This window comes from Ammoniphilus sp. YIM 78166 (genome assembly GCF_004522215.1).
In the GTDB taxonomy this organism is placed as follows: domain Bacteria; phylum Bacillota; class Bacilli; order Aneurinibacillales; family RAOX-1; genus YIM-78166.
Window position 1 is genome coordinate 486,069 of sequence record NZ_SDLR01000001.1, and the last position, 15,748, is coordinate 501,816.

At 44.2% G+C, this 15,748-nt stretch carries 17 protein-coding genes and 1 other annotated feature (1 of these 18 running past the window's edge); of the genes, 15 read left to right on the forward strand and 2 right to left on the reverse strand.

Annotation, left to right across the window (positions count from 1 at the left end; all coding sequences use genetic code 11):
- The first annotated feature begins 55 nt into the window (after positions 1–55).
- The 6 genes from EIZ58_RS02335 to EIZ58_RS02360 all read left to right on the forward strand — a co-directional run bounded on the left by EIZ58_RS02335 (position 56) and on the right by EIZ58_RS02360 (position 4,248).
- Positions 56–817: a segregation and condensation protein A gene (locus EIZ58_RS02335; RefSeq protein WP_134698907.1), complete on the forward strand. Its 762-nt coding sequence runs from the start codon at positions 56–58 to the stop codon at positions 815–817.
- A complete protein-coding gene (gene scpB, locus EIZ58_RS02340; protein ID WP_134698908.1) occupies positions 810–1,391 on the forward strand; it encodes an SMC-Scp complex subunit ScpB in 582 nt (193 codons plus the stop codon). Before EIZ58_RS02335 ends, scpB begins: the two co-directional genes overlap by 8 nt.
- A gap of 71 nt (positions 1,392–1,462) precedes the next feature.
- Positions 1,463–1,807, forward strand: coding sequence for a hypothetical protein (locus EIZ58_RS02345; protein WP_134698909.1), 345 nt, complete (start codon positions 1,463–1,465; stop codon positions 1,805–1,807).
- 172 nt (positions 1,808–1,979) lie between these two features.
- On the forward strand, positions 1,980–3,104 hold the full coding sequence (locus EIZ58_RS02350; RefSeq protein ID WP_134698910.1) for a D-alanyl-D-alanine carboxypeptidase family protein: 1,125 nt from the start codon (positions 1,980–1,982) through the stop codon (positions 3,102–3,104).
- Complete coding sequence (locus EIZ58_RS02355; protein WP_134698911.1) at positions 3,105–3,701, forward strand: nucleoside recognition domain-containing protein; 597 nt, start codon at positions 3,105–3,107, stop codon at positions 3,699–3,701.
- A gap of 7 nt (positions 3,702–3,708) precedes the next feature.
- Positions 3,709–4,248: a spore maturation protein gene (locus tag EIZ58_RS02360; protein ID WP_134698912.1), complete on the forward strand. Its 540-nt coding sequence runs from the start codon at positions 3,709–3,711 to the stop codon at positions 4,246–4,248.
- Here EIZ58_RS02360 and EIZ58_RS02365 read toward each other — a convergent pair.
- Entirely contained in the window at positions 4,245–5,105 is an 861-nt protein-coding gene (locus tag EIZ58_RS02365; RefSeq protein ID WP_134698913.1) for an aldo/keto reductase, read from the reverse strand. The genes EIZ58_RS02360 and EIZ58_RS02365 overlap by 4 nt on opposite strands.
- A gap of 77 nt (positions 5,106–5,182) precedes the next feature.
- On the opposite strand from EIZ58_RS02365, the gene EIZ58_RS02370 reads away from it, so the two are divergent.
- From EIZ58_RS02370 to EIZ58_RS02410, 9 genes are all read left to right on the forward strand, one after another.
- Positions 5,183–5,596, forward strand: coding sequence for an EamA family transporter (locus tag EIZ58_RS02370; protein ID WP_167577444.1), 414 nt, complete (start codon positions 5,183–5,185; stop codon positions 5,594–5,596).
- Positions 5,597–5,634: 38 nt separating this feature from the next.
- Positions 5,635–6,357: a pseudouridine synthase gene (locus tag EIZ58_RS02375; RefSeq protein WP_134698915.1), complete on the forward strand. Its 723-nt coding sequence runs from the start codon at positions 5,635–5,637 to the stop codon at positions 6,355–6,357.
- A gap of 174 nt (positions 6,358–6,531) precedes the next feature.
- Positions 6,532–7,059 (forward strand): thiol-disulfide oxidoreductase ResA, encoded by a 528-nt coding sequence (resA, locus tag EIZ58_RS02380; RefSeq protein WP_134698916.1) that lies wholly within the window; start codon positions 6,532–6,534, stop codon positions 7,057–7,059.
- Between the two features lie 11 nt (positions 7,060–7,070).
- On the forward strand, positions 7,071–8,696 hold the full coding sequence (gene resB / locus EIZ58_RS02385; protein ID WP_134698917.1) for a cytochrome c biogenesis protein ResB: 1,626 nt from the start codon (positions 7,071–7,073) through the stop codon (positions 8,694–8,696).
- 26 nt (positions 8,697–8,722) lie between these two features.
- Positions 8,723–9,889, forward strand: a complete 1,167-nt coding sequence (ccsB, locus tag EIZ58_RS02390; RefSeq protein ID WP_134699605.1) for a c-type cytochrome biogenesis protein CcsB — start codon at positions 8,723–8,725, stop codon at positions 9,887–9,889.
- Positions 9,890–9,907: 18 nt separating this feature from the next.
- The gene (locus EIZ58_RS02395; RefSeq protein WP_134698918.1) at positions 9,908–10,627 is read left to right on the forward strand and encodes a response regulator transcription factor; all 720 of its coding nucleotides are present in this window, start codon (positions 9,908–9,910) and stop codon (positions 10,625–10,627) included.
- Complete coding sequence (locus EIZ58_RS02400) at positions 10,624–12,438, forward strand: ATP-binding protein (RefSeq protein ID WP_134698919.1); 1,815 nt, start codon at positions 10,624–10,626, stop codon at positions 12,436–12,438. Before EIZ58_RS02395 ends, EIZ58_RS02400 begins: the two co-directional genes overlap by 4 nt.
- 58 nt (positions 12,439–12,496) lie before the next feature.
- Positions 12,497–13,624, forward strand: coding sequence for an HAD family hydrolase (locus EIZ58_RS02405; RefSeq protein WP_134698920.1), 1,128 nt, complete (start codon positions 12,497–12,499; stop codon positions 13,622–13,624).
- A gap of 51 nt (positions 13,625–13,675) precedes the next feature.
- Positions 13,676–13,960: a hypothetical protein gene (locus tag EIZ58_RS02410; protein WP_134698921.1), complete on the forward strand. Its 285-nt coding sequence runs from the start codon at positions 13,676–13,678 to the stop codon at positions 13,958–13,960.
- Between the two features lie 43 nt (positions 13,961–14,003).
- Here EIZ58_RS02410 and serA read toward each other — a convergent pair whose 3' ends face one another.
- A complete protein-coding gene (serA, locus tag EIZ58_RS02415) occupies positions 14,004–15,590 on the reverse strand; it encodes a phosphoglycerate dehydrogenase (RefSeq protein WP_134698922.1) in 1,587 nt (528 codons plus the stop codon).
- Positions 15,591–15,696: 106 nt separating this feature from the next.
- Positions 15,697–15,748 (reverse strand) — a binding site (T-box leader) (it continues 192 nt past the right edge of the window).

Below are 15,748 nucleotides of genomic sequence, written 5' to 3' on the forward strand. Positions count from 1 at the left end.
CAAGGAATTTTGTTGTATAATAATCAACAGCCCAATAGAGCAGGCGGGGATTATTATGGCATATGAAGTGAAGTTAAATTCCTTTGAAGGTCCTCTAGACCTTTTGCTTCACTTGATTGATAAGGCGGAAGTGGATATATACGATATCCCGATTACGCTTATTACAGAGCAATATATGCAATATCTTTATATCATGCAGGAATTCCAATTGGATATCGCCAGTGAATTTTTAGTCATGGCAGCGACTCTTCTGGAGATCAAGAGCAAGCTTTTGCTTCCTCGCAAAGAAGAGCCGGCCTTTCAACCCATGTTTGAATTAGAAGAAGACTATGATCCACGAATGGAATTGGTAGAACGTCTCCTGGAATATAAAAAGTTTAAATCACTGGCTGAGATGCTTAAGGAGCGAGAAGTAGGGAGAAGTAAGATTTTTTCCCGCTCTCCCGAGGATCTCAGCTCTTTCGTACCGGCTGAGGAAGAAAACCCTGTAGCGGACGTTACATTATATGACTTAATGGATGCGTTGTCTAAGGTGTTAACGCAAAAGGTGAACCCGGAAGAAAAGACGATGTCCAAGGTGCATAGAGATGAGGTCTCGGTAAGAGATCGCATCAAGGAACTGCGAACGATGCTTTCAGCATCAGGGAATCTTCGCTTTTCCCGACTGTTTGATGACAGGCCAACCAAGACGGAAATCGTCACCACCTTTATGGCTATTCTAGAGATGATGCGCAAGCACGAGATTTCATGTGAGCAGAATGCTTTGTTCGATGATATCGTCATTTCTTTTAGCAAGGGAGGGGGCCAGCATGGATAATCGGACGCAATGGAAAAGTGCCATGGAAGGATTGATTTTTGTTTCGGGGGATGAGGGCATTGAGGCTCGAACCATCTCCCAAATTATGGAGCTTGAGGTAGAGCTTGTCCAAGAATTGCTTAACGAATTAAAGGAAGATTTTAAGCAAACATCGCGGGGTGTGCAAATTATTGAAATTGCCGGCGCTTATCAATTAACAACACTCCCTCACCACGCGGTTTATTACGAAAGACTAGCGACGTCTCCCACCCAAGCTACTCTTTCTCAGGCAGCCTTGGAGACTTTAGCTATCATAGCTTATAAGCAGCCGATTGCCCGAGCAGAAATTGAAGAAATACGTGGGGTAAAGTGCGAAAAGGCGATTAATACACTGATTGGAAAAAGATTGATTCAGGAAACAGGTAGAGCGGAGACACCAGGCAGACCTATTCTATATGGAACAACCAAGGAGTTTATGGATTACTTTGGATTGAGGCATATTGGGGATTTACCTCCGATCCCTGCTGTACAGGTGGACGAGGAAGTCGAGCAGGAAGTGGATTTAATCTTCCAGAAATTAAAGGACAAACCTTAAGTAAAAGCTTTGCAGGTTAAAATAAGTTTCTGATATAATATTTTCTTAGTTAACATAGAGGAGTGCTAAAGATGATTCAAGAACTATACAATAAGATGCTAGACTATTTGAAGATGGAAGATGAAATTGATTTCAAAGAATTTGACCAGTATTATAAGGAAGTTATTGCTGAATTACAGAAGAATTATCAGCAATATGATCAGGAACAAGGTCTTCAAGCTCTGTTTGTTGTAGACAACATTAAGACAAACAGCGATTCACGCATGCAACGTAAGTTTGCTGAAGCTAAGAAATACAAGAAAATCTCACAACGAGCACAAATTTGGGTGGAAGCCCTCTTTATCCATTTGGTTAAGGGTGGAATGACCGACAAGGAAATCCATGAGAAAATTGAAGCCATGTACGAAGCTGCTTAAGTAAATAAAGAAGACTATGAAGGGTGCCTAGGAGGATAAATTCTCCTCAGGCACCTTTTTAGTTTGCCGTAGTGAGGGTAGCTTTTGCGCAAGACAATCCTGCCGGGATTCTGACATAACGAATTGGGATAAGCATATACTTGTACAAACTGCTGTGGTTAAGGAGGACTAAATGAATCGGAGAAAGAAAAGGATTTCCTTTATTATCCTATGTGCTTACCTTATTTCCCTGCTCTCCATCCCTGCCGAGGCTGCCCCGGGGATTTCTGCGCAGTCTGCGGCAGTCATTGATGTAGAATCAGGGAGAATTCTTTATCAAAAACAGGGTTACGAAAAAATGAGAGTGGCAAGCTTAACTAAGATAATGACAGCCATCGTGGCGATTGAAGAAGGCCGATTAAGCGACATGGTGGCCGTGCCGGATCAGGCGATTGGGACCGAAGGTTCCTCGATTTATTTGCGTCATGGCGAGAAGCTGACACTTGAGCACTTGCTCTACGGGCTGATGCTTCGGTCTGGAAACGATGCGGCTGTATCCATTGCTCATCATATCGGGGGTTCTTTAGAGGGCTTCGCCCGATTAATGAATGAGAAAGCAGAATACTTAGGTCTGACCCAAACCCACTTTACGAACCCACATGGTTTAGACGATAGCAATAACCATTACTCTACTGCGGTGGATATGGCCAAGATTTCGGCGTATGCCCTTCAAAACGAAGATTTTAAGCGGATTGTATCGACAAAGGTCATTAATATTCCCCAACATGGAGAAAAATGGGATCGCAAATTAATCAATAAAAATAAAATGCTTCATCTTTATGAAGGGGCGGACGGGGTAAAGACAGGTTATACGAAGCTGGCAAAACGATGTCTTGTATCTTCAGCTACCCGTGACGGACGCCAGCTCGCGGTTGTCACCCTGAACGCACCGAGTGACTGGAGTGACCATGCTCGTCTATTGGATTATGGTTTCAAACAGTTCGAACGAGTAGAACTTGTCGGACTAAAAGAAAATGTGGACGCAAGCAAAGGTTTATACTCCATTAATGCTTTTTACTATCCGCTAGCGTCAGGAGAAAGACAGAATGTTCGCCGACAGATCGTAATGGAAGAGGGATATAAGGAATTGTTGCCGGGCGGAGTAGCGGGTTATCTACATATTTATTTGCGTGACCAGCAGATCGGTCGCATCGGACTAGTCTATGAAGGAGATAAGTCAACACTTGGTCCCGGAGGTAAGGAGAGTGGCTGGAGCTTTTTATCAATCTTCAAGTCACTCATTTGGGGGGGCTTGTAGATGGTTAATTTTATTTGGCTTGGCTTAATATTAACAGGTATTGTTATTGCAGGAATAAACGGAAGAATCGAAGTCGTCAGTGAGGCTGCCTTTGAAGGAGCGAAAACAGGGGTTACGGTTTGTTTTGGGCTCATCAGTATATTAGCGTTCTGGCTAGGGATGATGAGAATTGCCGAGGATGCTGGCTTGCTGAAGAAGCTGCAGCGGCTATTAAGTCCTGTCGCTCGGTTTTTATTTCCGGATGTTCCCAAGGATCATCCTGCAATGGGATACATCTTATCGAACATGAGTGCGAATATGCTTGGCTTGGGTAATGCTGCTACACCGATGGGAATTAAGGCGATGCAGGAGCTGCAGAAGCTCAACCCCGATCCTAAAACAGCCACGCCGGCGATGTGTACCTTTCTTGCTCTCAACACTTCAAGTATTACGTTGATTCCAACAACCATCATTGCTATTCGGATGAACTATGAATCGGCTAATGCTGTCGAGATCGTGGGAACAACCCTTTTTGCCACCTTCGTATCGACAGGTGCCGCCATATTATTGGACAAATACTATCGCCTTCGCAATCGTCGGCCGAAAATAAAGGGGTGAAAGTCTATTGTATGAATTAATTAGTTATGCGTCCGTGTGGGCCATCCCGCTTATTTTAGCTACAATTCTAGTGTATGGGATGTTCAAAAAAGTTCCTGTCTATGAATCTTTTGTAGAAGGAGCGAAGGATGGATTCGGCACCGCCATTAAGATTATTCCCCATCTGGTCGGTATGCTGGTGGCGATATCTATCTTTAGACAATCGGGGGCTCTAGAGATGATCACATCTTTTCTGCGACCCGTTTTAGAAGTTTTGCATGTCCCTGGAGAAATCCTCCCCCTAGCCTTGCTGCGACCCATTACAGGGGCAGGAGCTCTCGCTGTGACAACAGATATCATAGGGACACATGGACCTGATTCGTTTCTCGGAAGACTAGCTTCTACCATGCAAGGATCAACGGACACGACGCTGTATGTGTTAACCGTGTATTTTGGTGCTGTGGGTATCCGAAATTCCCTTTATGCCTTAAAGGTCGGGCTTCTTGCTGACTTAGCAGGAATTGCAGCCGCCATCTTTATTGTGACCATGGTGTTTGGTCAAAGCTAGCGGATGGACCAGTTCTCAGCCTTGACCCAATTATCTGTTTTCCAGCGCAGGACGTCTGGGCGAACTAAGTGAATAATGTCCTTAAAGAATTCGACCTGTTCGATTTCTGTAAGAGGCGTAAACGCTCTGGCAATCGCGAGGTTTTGCTCCAGCTGTTTCATTGATTCCATCCCCACGATCGTGGTAGATATAGGTAAGCCCAAGGTGTAGCGCAGCGCTTTTTCATACCACGGAACGAGTTTGCCCAGCGCCATGACCTTCATTCCGATAACCGCTACGCCTCTCTCATTGGCTCTTGGAACAAATTCATGCAGAAAGCTATAGATGTGATGATCTAAAGCGGACAAGGCAACAAGGGCACTGTCAAACGGATAACGATCAATGGCCTCGAGCTGGACCTGCGGGTTCGTATGACCGCTAATGCTAATGTGCTTAATCATTCCTTGTTCCTTTGCTTCGAGCATGGCTTCCATGGCTCCGCCTTTGGCAAAAACCTGATCAAGCTCTTCTTTATACATGATGTTATGAAGTCTCCACTCATCCACATAATCGGTCTGCAGGCGTTTAAAGCTTTTCTCCAATAATCTGAGGGATCCCTCTTTCGTTCGATCGTGGGTTTTGGTTGCGATCCACACTTTGGATCTGCGATGACCTAATGCCTTACCTAAGCGCTCTTCAGATTGGCCATCCGAATAGCTAGGGGCGGTGTCGAAGTATTCAATACCTTGATCGATCGCAGCGTTCACAATGCGGATGGCGTCTTCTTCTGTACAGTCATGCTCATCCACGATACGTTGTGCCCCAAAGCTTAAGAGCGGAAACTCGCGTCCTGTCTTTCCAAACGGTTGCTTTTTCATTAGTCACCCTTCTTTTCTTTATATTTGTGTCTAGTTTTTCCATTTTTCAAGTTTGATACATGGGGGAGCACACTTCTATGTTTTATTTAAGTTTGTTTTTTGCTACAGTTATCTGGGGGTTAAACGTCATTATCGATAAGCAGGCCTTACGCACCGGTCATCCTATAGAAGTAAATTTCATAACAACGATGACAACCGCCTTGGTGGTGTGCGTCTATTTTATGATTGCTAAAAAAAGTGGAGTCCAATTCAACTATACTCCCCAGACCCTAGCGTTTAGCGTGCTGAACGGTTTGTTGATCCCGACTTCGTTTGTTGCCTACTTGTACGCTCTGGCTAAAGGCAATGTAAGCCAAGTCGTGATGATCACAGCTACCTCCCCGATAATTGCCATTCTTTTTGCTGTTTTGGCTTTTAATGAGAGTGTAACCTTGTCGCAGTGGTTAGGGATAATGTGTACGATCTTTGGAATTTTCCTCGTAATCAAGTAGAATAGGTTGAGATCATAAGATAAGGCAGGGTTATGAATATGGAAGAGCGACTACAGAAAGTTTTGGCTGCAAGAGGCGTAGCCTCCAGACGCAAGTGTGAGGAGTTAATCTTAGCGGGAAGGGTTATGGTTAACGGGAAGAAGGTCGACCAACTGGGGTTTAAAGTAGATGATGAGCACGACAAGATCGAGGTTGATGGAAACGTAATCGGCAAGGTTCCATTTGTGTACCTTATGCTGCACAAGCCTACAGGCGTTATTACTAGCGCAAGTGACCCGCAAGGAAGAAAAGTGGTTACAGATCTGGTCAAGGATATTAAAGAGCGTGTATATCCTGTGGGGCGTTTGGATTTAGACACATCAGGCCTGCTTTTAATGACAAATGATGGGGAGCTGGCCAATAAAATTGCTCATCCTCGCTTTGAAATTGATAAAGTTTATTTGGCTACGGTGAAGGGCATTCCCTCAGAGCAAGCGCTAAAGACTCTTCGAGAGGGAGTCATGTTAGAGGACGGTATGACGTATCCGGCTCAAGCCGAGCTCACGTTTAAGGATCCCCAGTTAAATCAGGCAACGATCAAGCTGACCATCCATGAAGGACGAAACCGCCAAGTGCGAAGAATGTGTCAAGCTGTAGGGCATCCTGTGGTCAAGCTGAAAAGGGTTCAGCTGGGGTTTCTCACATTAGGGAAATTGGCGCCAAGGCAATATCGGATGTTAACTCCGCAGGAAGTGGACAAGCTTCGTCAGCTATTTACTTAGGCTTGACAATAGGTCAAAGCCTTTTTTCCTTTTTTCATACAGGAAATAATCGCCTTAAAGAATGTCATATAAAGTTCATAAATCGCATTTTCACTGTCAAAATGTTAAAGTTATAATTAAATTAGTTTTACTAGTAATAGATAAATGGATAACCTGGAGTGGAGGGTTTTTGACGTGAACCGTTCTCGTACACTGATAAGATTTGCAATTCTTGCTGTGATTTTTATTGGAATTGCTGTCGCGCTATACAATGGATTTATTAAAGATAAAGCGGTCGTTCAAACGGGGCAGCCTGCACCTGACTTTGTCCTAAACACACTGCAAGGCGAAAAGCTCCAGCTCAGTGACTACAGAGGAAAAGGAGTCGTTCTTAACTTTTGGGGAACGTGGTGCCAGCCCTGTGAAGCCGAGATGCCGGATTTAGAGAATGCGTATAAGAATTATCAAGATCAGGGTGTAACGGTCATTGGGGTCAATATTAGACAGCCGGAAGTCACAGTGAAGCCATTCGTTGAACGTTACCAGCTGACCTTTCCCATTGTGATGGACCGAACCAACGAGATTACTCAGCTATATGAAATCGGGCCGATACCGACTACCTATTTCATTGATAAAGATGGGATCGTAAAAAAAATAGTGATTGGCGGCCCAATGTCTGAGGAAACCATTTCAGAGAATATGAAGCTTATCGTACCAGAATAAGGAGTGGTATCATGGAAGACATCAAATGCCAGTGCGGACATGCCAATCCGGTAGGAACTTATATTTGCGAGGCCTGTGGAAATCCCATTGGAGAAGCAGTAAAAGATAAAGATGCAGTGTTGGATATGCGCTACGAAGGAGCCGCAAGACGATCTCAAACCTATAATAAGACGATCGTAGATAAGATATGGAATTTCTTCTCCTCCGTTAAGATTGCTGTTTATATGATCATCGTTGTTCTGCTAGCTTCTATAATAGGGACCGTGTTTCCGCAAGAAATGTATATTCCTGTACCGAAGCCAGCGAACATCTATTATTCAGAAACTTACGGGACCATAGGTGAACTCTATTATTTATTAGGCTTTCATAATATGTATACATCTTGGTGGTATGTGAGTTTGCTGCTTATGATCGGAATTTCGTTAATCGTTTGTAGTATCGACCGCATCATTCCGCTGTATAAAGCGTTAAACAAACAGAGAGTAAAGCATAACCCTAATTTTTTAATCCGACAGAAGCTGGCTGCCCAGATCGAAAAACCTGCCCAGTGGAACCAAACGCTAGATAAGATTGAAGAGCAATTAAAGAAGCGCAGATATTCCATCAAACGAGAAGGGGATGCTCTGCTGGCGGAAAAAGCCCGCTTCAGCCGTTGGGGACCTTATGTTAATCATATTGGCTTAATTGTTTTCTTAATAGGTGTATTGCTCCGTCTTGTACCAGGATTTTACCTAGATCAATATGTTTGGGTTCGAGATGGTGAAACAAAAAAAGTGCCGGACACCCATTATTATGTGAAAAATGATGGCTTTATTATTGAATATTATGCTGACCATGAGTTTCCGCAGGATATTGGATTAGAGGAAGGGGCCAAAGTGGTAAAGACGTATAAAACCCACGCGGTGCTTTACGAGAATCTTAACCATGGTTTAGCTGGTGCCGAGCCGAAACTAGAAAAAGTAACGGAGCACGAGATCCTTGTCAACCATCCTTTAAAATATGAAGACCTTCAGTTGTTTCAGGCAGGGCAAAAGCCGAATGCATTATCAGCTTTGAATATGGCGCTGATGAATGAAAAAACGGGAGAAGAGCTAGGAAAGTTTAAGATTGACTTGTACAATCCGCAACCTGAGTACCAAATTACCGCGGATACCAAAATACAAATCCTTGAATACTTTCCGGATTTCGAGTTTACAGAGGATAAAAAACCAATCACCAAATCCACGAATCCGGATAACCCTGCTTTCATTGTCAATACCATCACACCAGATAATCCAGAAGGAGAAAAATCCTGGATCTTCCTGGGTTCGTATTTGCCAGCTGCAGGTGTAGATAATCTGTATGGATTTAAATTTTCCATGCCAGACCTTACGAATATTACAGGGCTCATGGTGCGTAAAGATAAGAGTTTGCCGCTGATTTACTTTGGCTGCTTTGTGACGATGATTGGACTTGTAATGGGCTTTTATTGGCAACATCGCCGTATATGGATCCAGACGGAAGGAAATATCGTTTATTTGGCTGGACATACGAATAAAAACTGGTTTAGTTTAAAAAATGAATTAAAGGCTGTTATGGATAAAGTGAAAGTCCCTGTCCTCTTAGAGGAAAAAGGGAAAGGAGGAAAAGCATCTTGATTGCAGTCAGTGGAAATTTGCTTCTCATGGCGTTTATTGGCTATGTCCTGTCTAGCATTGCTTTTGTATTAGCGGTGACAGGTAAAAGGTGGAGGGATCGCAGTCCTGAACAGCATACCAACCGTTGGGGATGGATCGGTTTTAGTATTGCTGTTATTGGATTTTTGTTTCAAACCGGCTTTATCATAACAAGATGGATTGCTGGGGGACATTTCCCTACCAGTAACATGTTTGAGTTTATGGCTTTCTTGGCCTACTCGATTATTTTAGCATTCATTGTCATCTTCTTGGTGTATCGCATAACGGTAATAGGTGCTTTTGTTATGCCAGTAGGGATCATCATGTTGGCCTACGCGTCCGTGTTTCCAAGAGAGATTCAGCCTCTTATACCCGCTCTGCAGAGCTATTGGCTTAAGATACACGTGACAACAGCAGCTATAGGTGAAGGAGCATTTGCTGTAGGATTCGCTGCTGGTTTGATGTATCTCGTTCGAACCGTTGACCAGGAAAAAAGTACAGTGAGCACGAAATGGCTAGAAGCGACTTTATGTATGGTCTTAATGCTTATTGGATTTATTGGAACAACCACCTGGTTTTCTTCGGCAGGATATCAGGCGACCTTCCAAGTGCCTGTTTCGGGGATCACAACGGAAGTGGTTTATACCATGCCAGCTATTGCAGGACCGAAGGATGCAACGCTAGTGACAGAAGGTGTAATGAAGCCTTGGTTTGAAACACCTTCCTGGATGCAGGGCTTAAATGCAGCAAGGAAGCTGAACACGCTAATATGGTCAGTTCTAAGTGGATTGGTGCTGTATGGCATCATAAGGCTGCTTACACGTCGCAGACTTGCGCAGCTTATTCGTCCCATGGTCCGGGACATCGAGCCGGAAACGATTGATGAAATTAGCTACCGTGCGATCGCTATTGGATTTCCGATTTTCACTTTAGGGGCCTTGATTTTTGCCATGATATGGGCAGCTGAAGCGTGGGGGCGCTTCTGGGGATGGGACCCAAAGGAAGTATGGGCTCTTATCACTTGGCTATTCTATGCTGCTTATCTCCACTTGAGATTGTCTAAAGGCTGGATAGGCGAGAAATCAGCGTGGCTGGCTGTGATTGGCTTTATTGTTGTTATGATTACGTTAGTATTTGTTAATCTGGTTATTGTAGGATTACATTCTTACGCATAGGGATGAGGGGGGTTAATGATGGGTAACGAGGTTCTTCACAAGATTTTGGTGGTAGATGATGAGGAAAGGATTCGCAGGCTGCTTCGCATGTATTTAGAAAGAGAAAACTTTCAGATTGATGAAGCAGCTGATGGTGAAAAGGCCCTTGAGCTGGCCATTCATAATGACTATTCGCTGATCTTATTGGATCTTATGATGCCTGGGATGGACGGCATAGAAGTTTGTCAGAAGCTGCGCGAGGTTAAAGCCACACCCGTGATGATGCTCACGGCAAAAGGAGAAGAAGCCAATCGGATTCAAGGCTTCGAAGCGGGGACGGATGATTATGTTGTGAAGCCGTTTAGCCCCCGTGAGGTGGTCTTCCGTGTAAAAGCCTTGCTGCGAAGATCTTCTACGACGGCTTTCCTGAAGACAGATCAATCCACGCATAATGTGTTAGTCTTCCCTCACTTGACCATTGACAACGATGCACATAAAGTCCTTGCCGATGGGGAAGAGGTGAACCTAACGCCAAAGGAGTACGAATTGCTGTTATATTTGGCTCAGAATCCTGATAAGGTCTTTTCAAGAGAGGATTTACTCAAGGACGTTTGGCATTATGAATTTTTCGGAGACCTCAGAACGGTGGATACACATATTAAACGTCTCCGTGAAAAATTAAATCGCGTATCTGAAGATTCTGCTGCGATGATTACGACAGTATGGGGAATAGGATATAAACTTGAGGTGCCAAGATAGTGGTATGGAATAGTGTAGTTGGTAAACTGTGGATTACAATTATTGGCTTGGTTGCGGTGGTTCTCACCCTGCTGAGCCTTTTGTTGGTTCAGTTCTTGGATCGTTACTACTTTCAGGTCAATTCAGATAATCTTAAAAACCTAGCCATGCAAATGGCATCCATCATTGAAGAGTATCCCGATGTGGAACATGTGGGAGCGGCAAAGGAGCTGGTGGAAGCCTACAATACGAGCATGATCGTGTTTGGATTGGAGCATATCCAGCCAGCCATTGAGAAAGATCTAACAAGTGTCCCTTATTCCTTGCTAATAGAAGATGAACGCTTAAAACGAGCTCTCCAAGGGGAGTTGTCACTAGTTCGCGATCGGTTTCCTTTTCAAGTTAAGGATACGAATGAAACGATCATGACCGATATTTTAGCGGTAGCGGTTCCCCTGAATATCAACAATCAAATAGCAGGCGCGGTTATCCTCTATCAGAAACTAGATCAACTGGCTGATACAACCAAGGAAACAACGAAATATATTTTGTATGCTGCTGCAATTGCCATCTTTTTAACCACCATTTTTGCTTTCTTCTTATCGACAAGAATAACCAATCCATTGCGTCAAATGAGAAAAGCTGCCGACTCTTTTGCAAGAGGAGACTTTACTACGGAAATCTCGATTCGAAGCAATGACGAGATTGGAGACTTGGCATCTACCTTTAACCATATGGCTAGACAGCTTGATGATGTAATTCACGCGCTGTCCAGAGAAAAAGAGCAGTTATCAAGCGTACTCCGGAGTATGGTGGATGGTGTAATCACAGTAGATATTGAAGGCCGAATCATTATCGCCAATCCACAGGCTGAAGATATGTTTAAGGCATTAGCTTTTGAACAATCCTTACCAGAGTGGAGTGCAGGTGAGGCGTCGATAGGCAAAAAGCTGCCTGATCCACTCGCCAATTTTAGTCGTACCATCATGGACGAGGAGCATGAAGCTGTTATGGATATTACGGTTCAAGGACGAACGTGGTCCGTTGTGATGGCGCCTCTATATGATCGCAATCAAGTAGGTGGAGCTGTAGCCGTTTTACGTGATGTGACGAAGGATAGACAGTTAGACAAACTGAGAAAAGACTTTATTGCCAATGTATCCCATGAGCTGAGGACTCCTTTGGCTATGCTTCAAGGATATAGTGAAGCCATTGTCGATGATATTGCAGGAGATCCAGAGGAAACGAAGGAATTAGCACAAATTATCCATGATGAATCAGTTAGGATGAGCCGCTTGGTGAATGATCTACTCGACTTGGGAAGAATGGACGCTGGTTATGTGGAGTTAAATCGGGAGGATGTACATCTTAAACCTGTTCTGGATAAAATTGTGCGCAAGTTTACAGTGGTTGGAAAAGAGAGAAACATTGCCGTTAAAGCAGAATTAGATTTTCCAGATGCGGATGAATTCTGGCTCGATCTAGACCGGATGGAACAAGTGTTTACGAACCTGATTGATAACGCCCTAAGACATACAGATGCTAAGGGACAGGTAACCGTTTATGCTACGATGAAAGACCAAGGCCTATTTATGGAAGTGCGAGATACGGGCAGTGGGATACCCGAGGAGGATCTCCCGTTTGTTTTCGAGCGATTCTATAAATCGGATAAAGCAAGAACGAGGGGCAGATCGGGAACCGGTTTAGGATTATCCATCGTGAAACAGATCGTGTCGGCCCATGGAGGTCAGATTTCTGTGCATAGCAAGCTAGGGGAAGGGACGACATTTTCCATTCATATCCCGAAAGAAGAGAGAAATGTGCTACAATAAAGGTAAGAAATAGGCAAGGCTGGCGCAGGCCAGCCTTTTTTGAATAGGAGCTGTTAGGATGCTGAAGATGATCTTGTTTGATGTCGATGGTGTACTTTTAAGTGAGGAGCGCTATTTCGATGCAAGTGCGCTAACCGTATGGGAGTTATTAATCAGTCCAAATTATCTCGGGTTGAATAAAGAAGGCTTTAGCCCCTCTCCAAAGGAGCAGGAAATCCGTCGCTTGCGGGAAACGGTATTCGCCCAAGATGAGGTATTGGATTTTATGAAAACTCGCGGTATTAACGCCAACTGGGATATGGTGTATCTATCGTTTGCCCATCAATTGATCCGTCTCATGGAAGGGATAAAAGACACCCATCAGGAAGAGATTGAGAGCTTGTTGAGTCAAGAAATAGAAAGAGAATCCATTCAGAAGCTTGGCAAGCTCCTGGGCAATAACACTAGTTCACTCGATTATGTTTCGTTTATTGCCGATTTTAAAGTAAGTCGGGCGGAAAAACAAGAGCTCCTTCTTTATTTGAATGATCTCGCAGAGCTAAGATTAGGCGTTAAAACAACGGTGTTCGGCCGAAACAGCAAACTATGGGAGCTCTGTCAAGAAACGTTTCAGGAATGGTATCTTGGTGATGACTTAGTCGCTCAGGATATTGGACGAGAAACTTACCAAAAAGGGAAAAAAGGTTTCCTAAGCGATGAAATCCCTATTGTCCCACCGAAGGAAATGGCGGAAACACTCGCGATATTGAAGGATAAGGGAATTATACTGGGAATTGGGACAGGCAGACCGTCTATTGAGACGCTGGTTCCGCTAGAGGAAATGGGGTTGCTGCAATACTTTGACCCCGATCGAATTGTCACGGCTTCGCATGTACTAACGGCAGAACAGGAATACCCTGACCACGCCCCTTTAGCGAAGCCTCAGCCATTCACTTATGTAAAAGGCTGGCTCAGTCTAGCCGTAGCGAACCAGGAGTGTATGGAGTATGCTCTGCCGCTAATAAACGGGGAAGAGCTATTAATTGTAGGAGATTCGATTGCGGACTATATGGCTGCGAAGAGTATGGGTTGCCGTTTTGCCGCAACACTTACCGGTCTGACTGGTCAAGAGGCAAGGGAGAAATTTATACAGCTAAAGGCAGATTATATTTTAAACGATATGCGCGAAGTACGTTCGATCGTGTAGCACGCAAGGATCCTCTCTCATATACTCAATAGTACGAAGGGATGGGTCTTCATGAAAAAAACCACATTAAAGATTGTTCGTACCGTTCGATATCCTTTCTACCATGCAAGGCTAGAGGAGAACGAAGAACAATTTCTAGATGAAGAATATAGAATGGTATGGGATGAAGCGGAAAATCAACAGATGGAGTTTACACTCGAAGATCGCATTGAAATATTAAAGCTGCTGACCTGCGTCCGATGTATCCATTGGGAGGGTGTAGATTACTTTTACTGTGTAGATGTTGATGCCTATTGGGAGGAGCTTGCCATTCTTCTTGATGCCAAAGGAAAATGAATGAAGGGGTTTAGCCTAGGTGCTAAACCCCTTCATTTAGGTTTTAGGTTAATTCAATTTCTGTTACGCTGATAATCTCGCTAAGCTCTCCTAAGCTATCAAGGACATCAGGAGATACTTGACGGTCAACAGAAAGGATCATAATGGCATTTCCACCGATGTCGCGGCGTCCTACTTGCATGGTTGCAATATTGACATCATTGTTACCAAGCATGGTTCCCACGCGTCCGATCGCTCCAGGACGGTCGGTATGGTTAATTAGTATCAAGTGGCCCTTCGGTTGAATGTCCACAGAATATTCGTCAACCTTAACAATACGTGCACCATATCCGTTAAGAAGAGTACCAGCAACCTTCTTTTCTTCCTGGTTTGTCTTTAACGTAACCGTTACAAGGCTGCTAAATCCTTTGTTTGCAGATGATTTCTGTTCCACAACCGAAATTTCGCGCGATTTAGCCAAGTGTGGAGCGTTTACGTAGTTGACGCTGTCACCTAAGTGATAAGACAGAGCGCCTTTTAATACGGTTCTTGTAAGAGCTGCTGTATCTACTTCCGTTAGTTCACCGGAGTACGTAACGGTAACTTCTTTTAAGCCGCCGACCGCCGTTTGGGCTACAAAGTGTCCAAGCTTCTCTGCCAATTTGAAATAAGGCTCTAGCTTCTCCATTACGTCCGCAGGAACGGAAGGAAGGTTCACGGCATTTTTGAATGGTTCGTTTCTTAAAACATGAAGAATTTCTTCGGATACATCAATGGCCACGTTCTCTTGCGCCTCAACAGTGGAAGCACCCAAGTGAGGGGTTACAATCACCTGCGGCAAGGTAAGAAGCGGATTCTCCACTGGAGGTTCGACTTCAAATACGTCTAGAGCAGCTCCAGCCACTTTACCACTAACAATCGCTTCATATAACGCTTTTTCTTCGATAATGCCACCGCGTGCACAGTTGACGATACGGACTCCATCCTTCATCTTAGCAAAGCGGTCACTGTTAATGATATACTTCGTTTCTTTGGTTAGTGGAGTATGAACCGTGATAAAGTCAGCTACGCTAACGAGCTCATCAATGGTTGCAGGAGTAATACCCAATTTCTTGGCGCGATCTTCCGTTAAGAAAGGATCATAGGCTACAACATTCATATTAAAGACCTTAGCACGTTTTGCTACTTCCGCTCCGATTCTTCCTAAACCTACAACGCCCAGGGTTTTGCCGCTAAGCTCAACTCCCACGAAGGTTTTACGATCCCATTCGCCTCTCATCATGGAGTAGTAAGCATGGGGAATGCGGCGAGCTAGGCCCATAATCATAGCAAAGGTGTGTTCTGCCGTAGAAATGGTGTTGCCATCTGGAGCGTTGATAACGACAACACCTTGGTTTGTAGCGGCAGGGATGTTAATGTTATCGACACCCACACCCGCTCTACCGATTGCACGAAGACGAGTGCCTGCTTCAATAATGGCAGGAGTGACTTTGGTCTGGCTTCGTACAAGCAAAGCATCATATTCAGGAATGATGTTAATGAGCTCTTGTTCGGATAATCCTGTCTGCTTAACTACCTCGACGTCTTCTGCCTCAAGCAGCTTTTGTAAACCTAGATCACTTAAAGGGTCGCTAACTAAAACTTTAAACATAAATAATCTTCTCCTTTTGTATATTAATGGATAAAAGCTTTAATACAGAGAAATGAAAGCGTATAGAAAAACCTCTCGCCTCCTTACTAGAACTGTGTACGTCTTAGTAAGGGACGGAGAGGTTGTATCTGACTCCGTGGTGCCACCCTTGTTCGCCA

Excerpts from the sequence above, each read along its gene's own strand:
- serA (WP_134698922.1), bottom strand. The coding sequence starts at position 15,590 with ATGTTTAAAGTTTTAGTTAGCGACCCTTTAAGTGATCTAGGTTTACAA.
- EIZ58_RS02370 (WP_167577444.1), top strand. The coding sequence starts at position 5,183 with ATGTTTTATTTAAGTTTGTTTTTTGCTACAGTTATCTGGGGGTTAAAC.
- EIZ58_RS02410 (WP_134698921.1), top strand. The coding sequence starts at position 13,676 with ATGAAAAAAACCACATTAAAGATTGTTCGTACCGTTCGATATCCTTTC.
- resB (WP_134698917.1), top strand. The coding sequence starts at position 7,071 with ATGGAAGACATCAAATGCCAGTGCGGACATGCCAATCCGGTAGGAACT.
- ccsB (WP_134699605.1), top strand. The coding sequence starts at position 8,723 with ATGGCGTTTATTGGCTATGTCCTGTCTAGCATTGCTTTTGTATTAGCG.
- EIZ58_RS02395 (WP_134698918.1), top strand. The coding sequence starts at position 9,908 with ATGGGTAACGAGGTTCTTCACAAGATTTTGGTGGTAGATGATGAGGAA.
- EIZ58_RS02345 (WP_134698909.1), top strand. The coding sequence starts at position 1,463 with ATGATTCAAGAACTATACAATAAGATGCTAGACTATTTGAAGATGGAA.
- EIZ58_RS02355 (WP_134698911.1), top strand. The coding sequence starts at position 3,105 with ATGGTTAATTTTATTTGGCTTGGCTTAATATTAACAGGTATTGTTATT.
- EIZ58_RS02405 (WP_134698920.1), top strand. The coding sequence starts at position 12,497 with ATGCTGAAGATGATCTTGTTTGATGTCGATGGTGTACTTTTAAGTGAG.
- EIZ58_RS02365 (WP_134698913.1), bottom strand. The coding sequence starts at position 5,105 with ATGAAAAAGCAACCGTTTGGAAAGACAGGACGCGAGTTTCCGCTCTTA.
- EIZ58_RS02350 (WP_134698910.1), top strand. The coding sequence starts at position 1,980 with ATGAATCGGAGAAAGAAAAGGATTTCCTTTATTATCCTATGTGCTTAC.
- EIZ58_RS02335 (WP_134698907.1), top strand. The coding sequence starts at position 56 with ATGGCATATGAAGTGAAGTTAAATTCCTTTGAAGGTCCTCTAGACCTT.
- EIZ58_RS02375 (WP_134698915.1), top strand. The coding sequence starts at position 5,635 with ATGGAAGAGCGACTACAGAAAGTTTTGGCTGCAAGAGGCGTAGCCTCC.
- scpB (WP_134698908.1), top strand. The coding sequence starts at position 810 with ATGGATAATCGGACGCAATGGAAAAGTGCCATGGAAGGATTGATTTTT.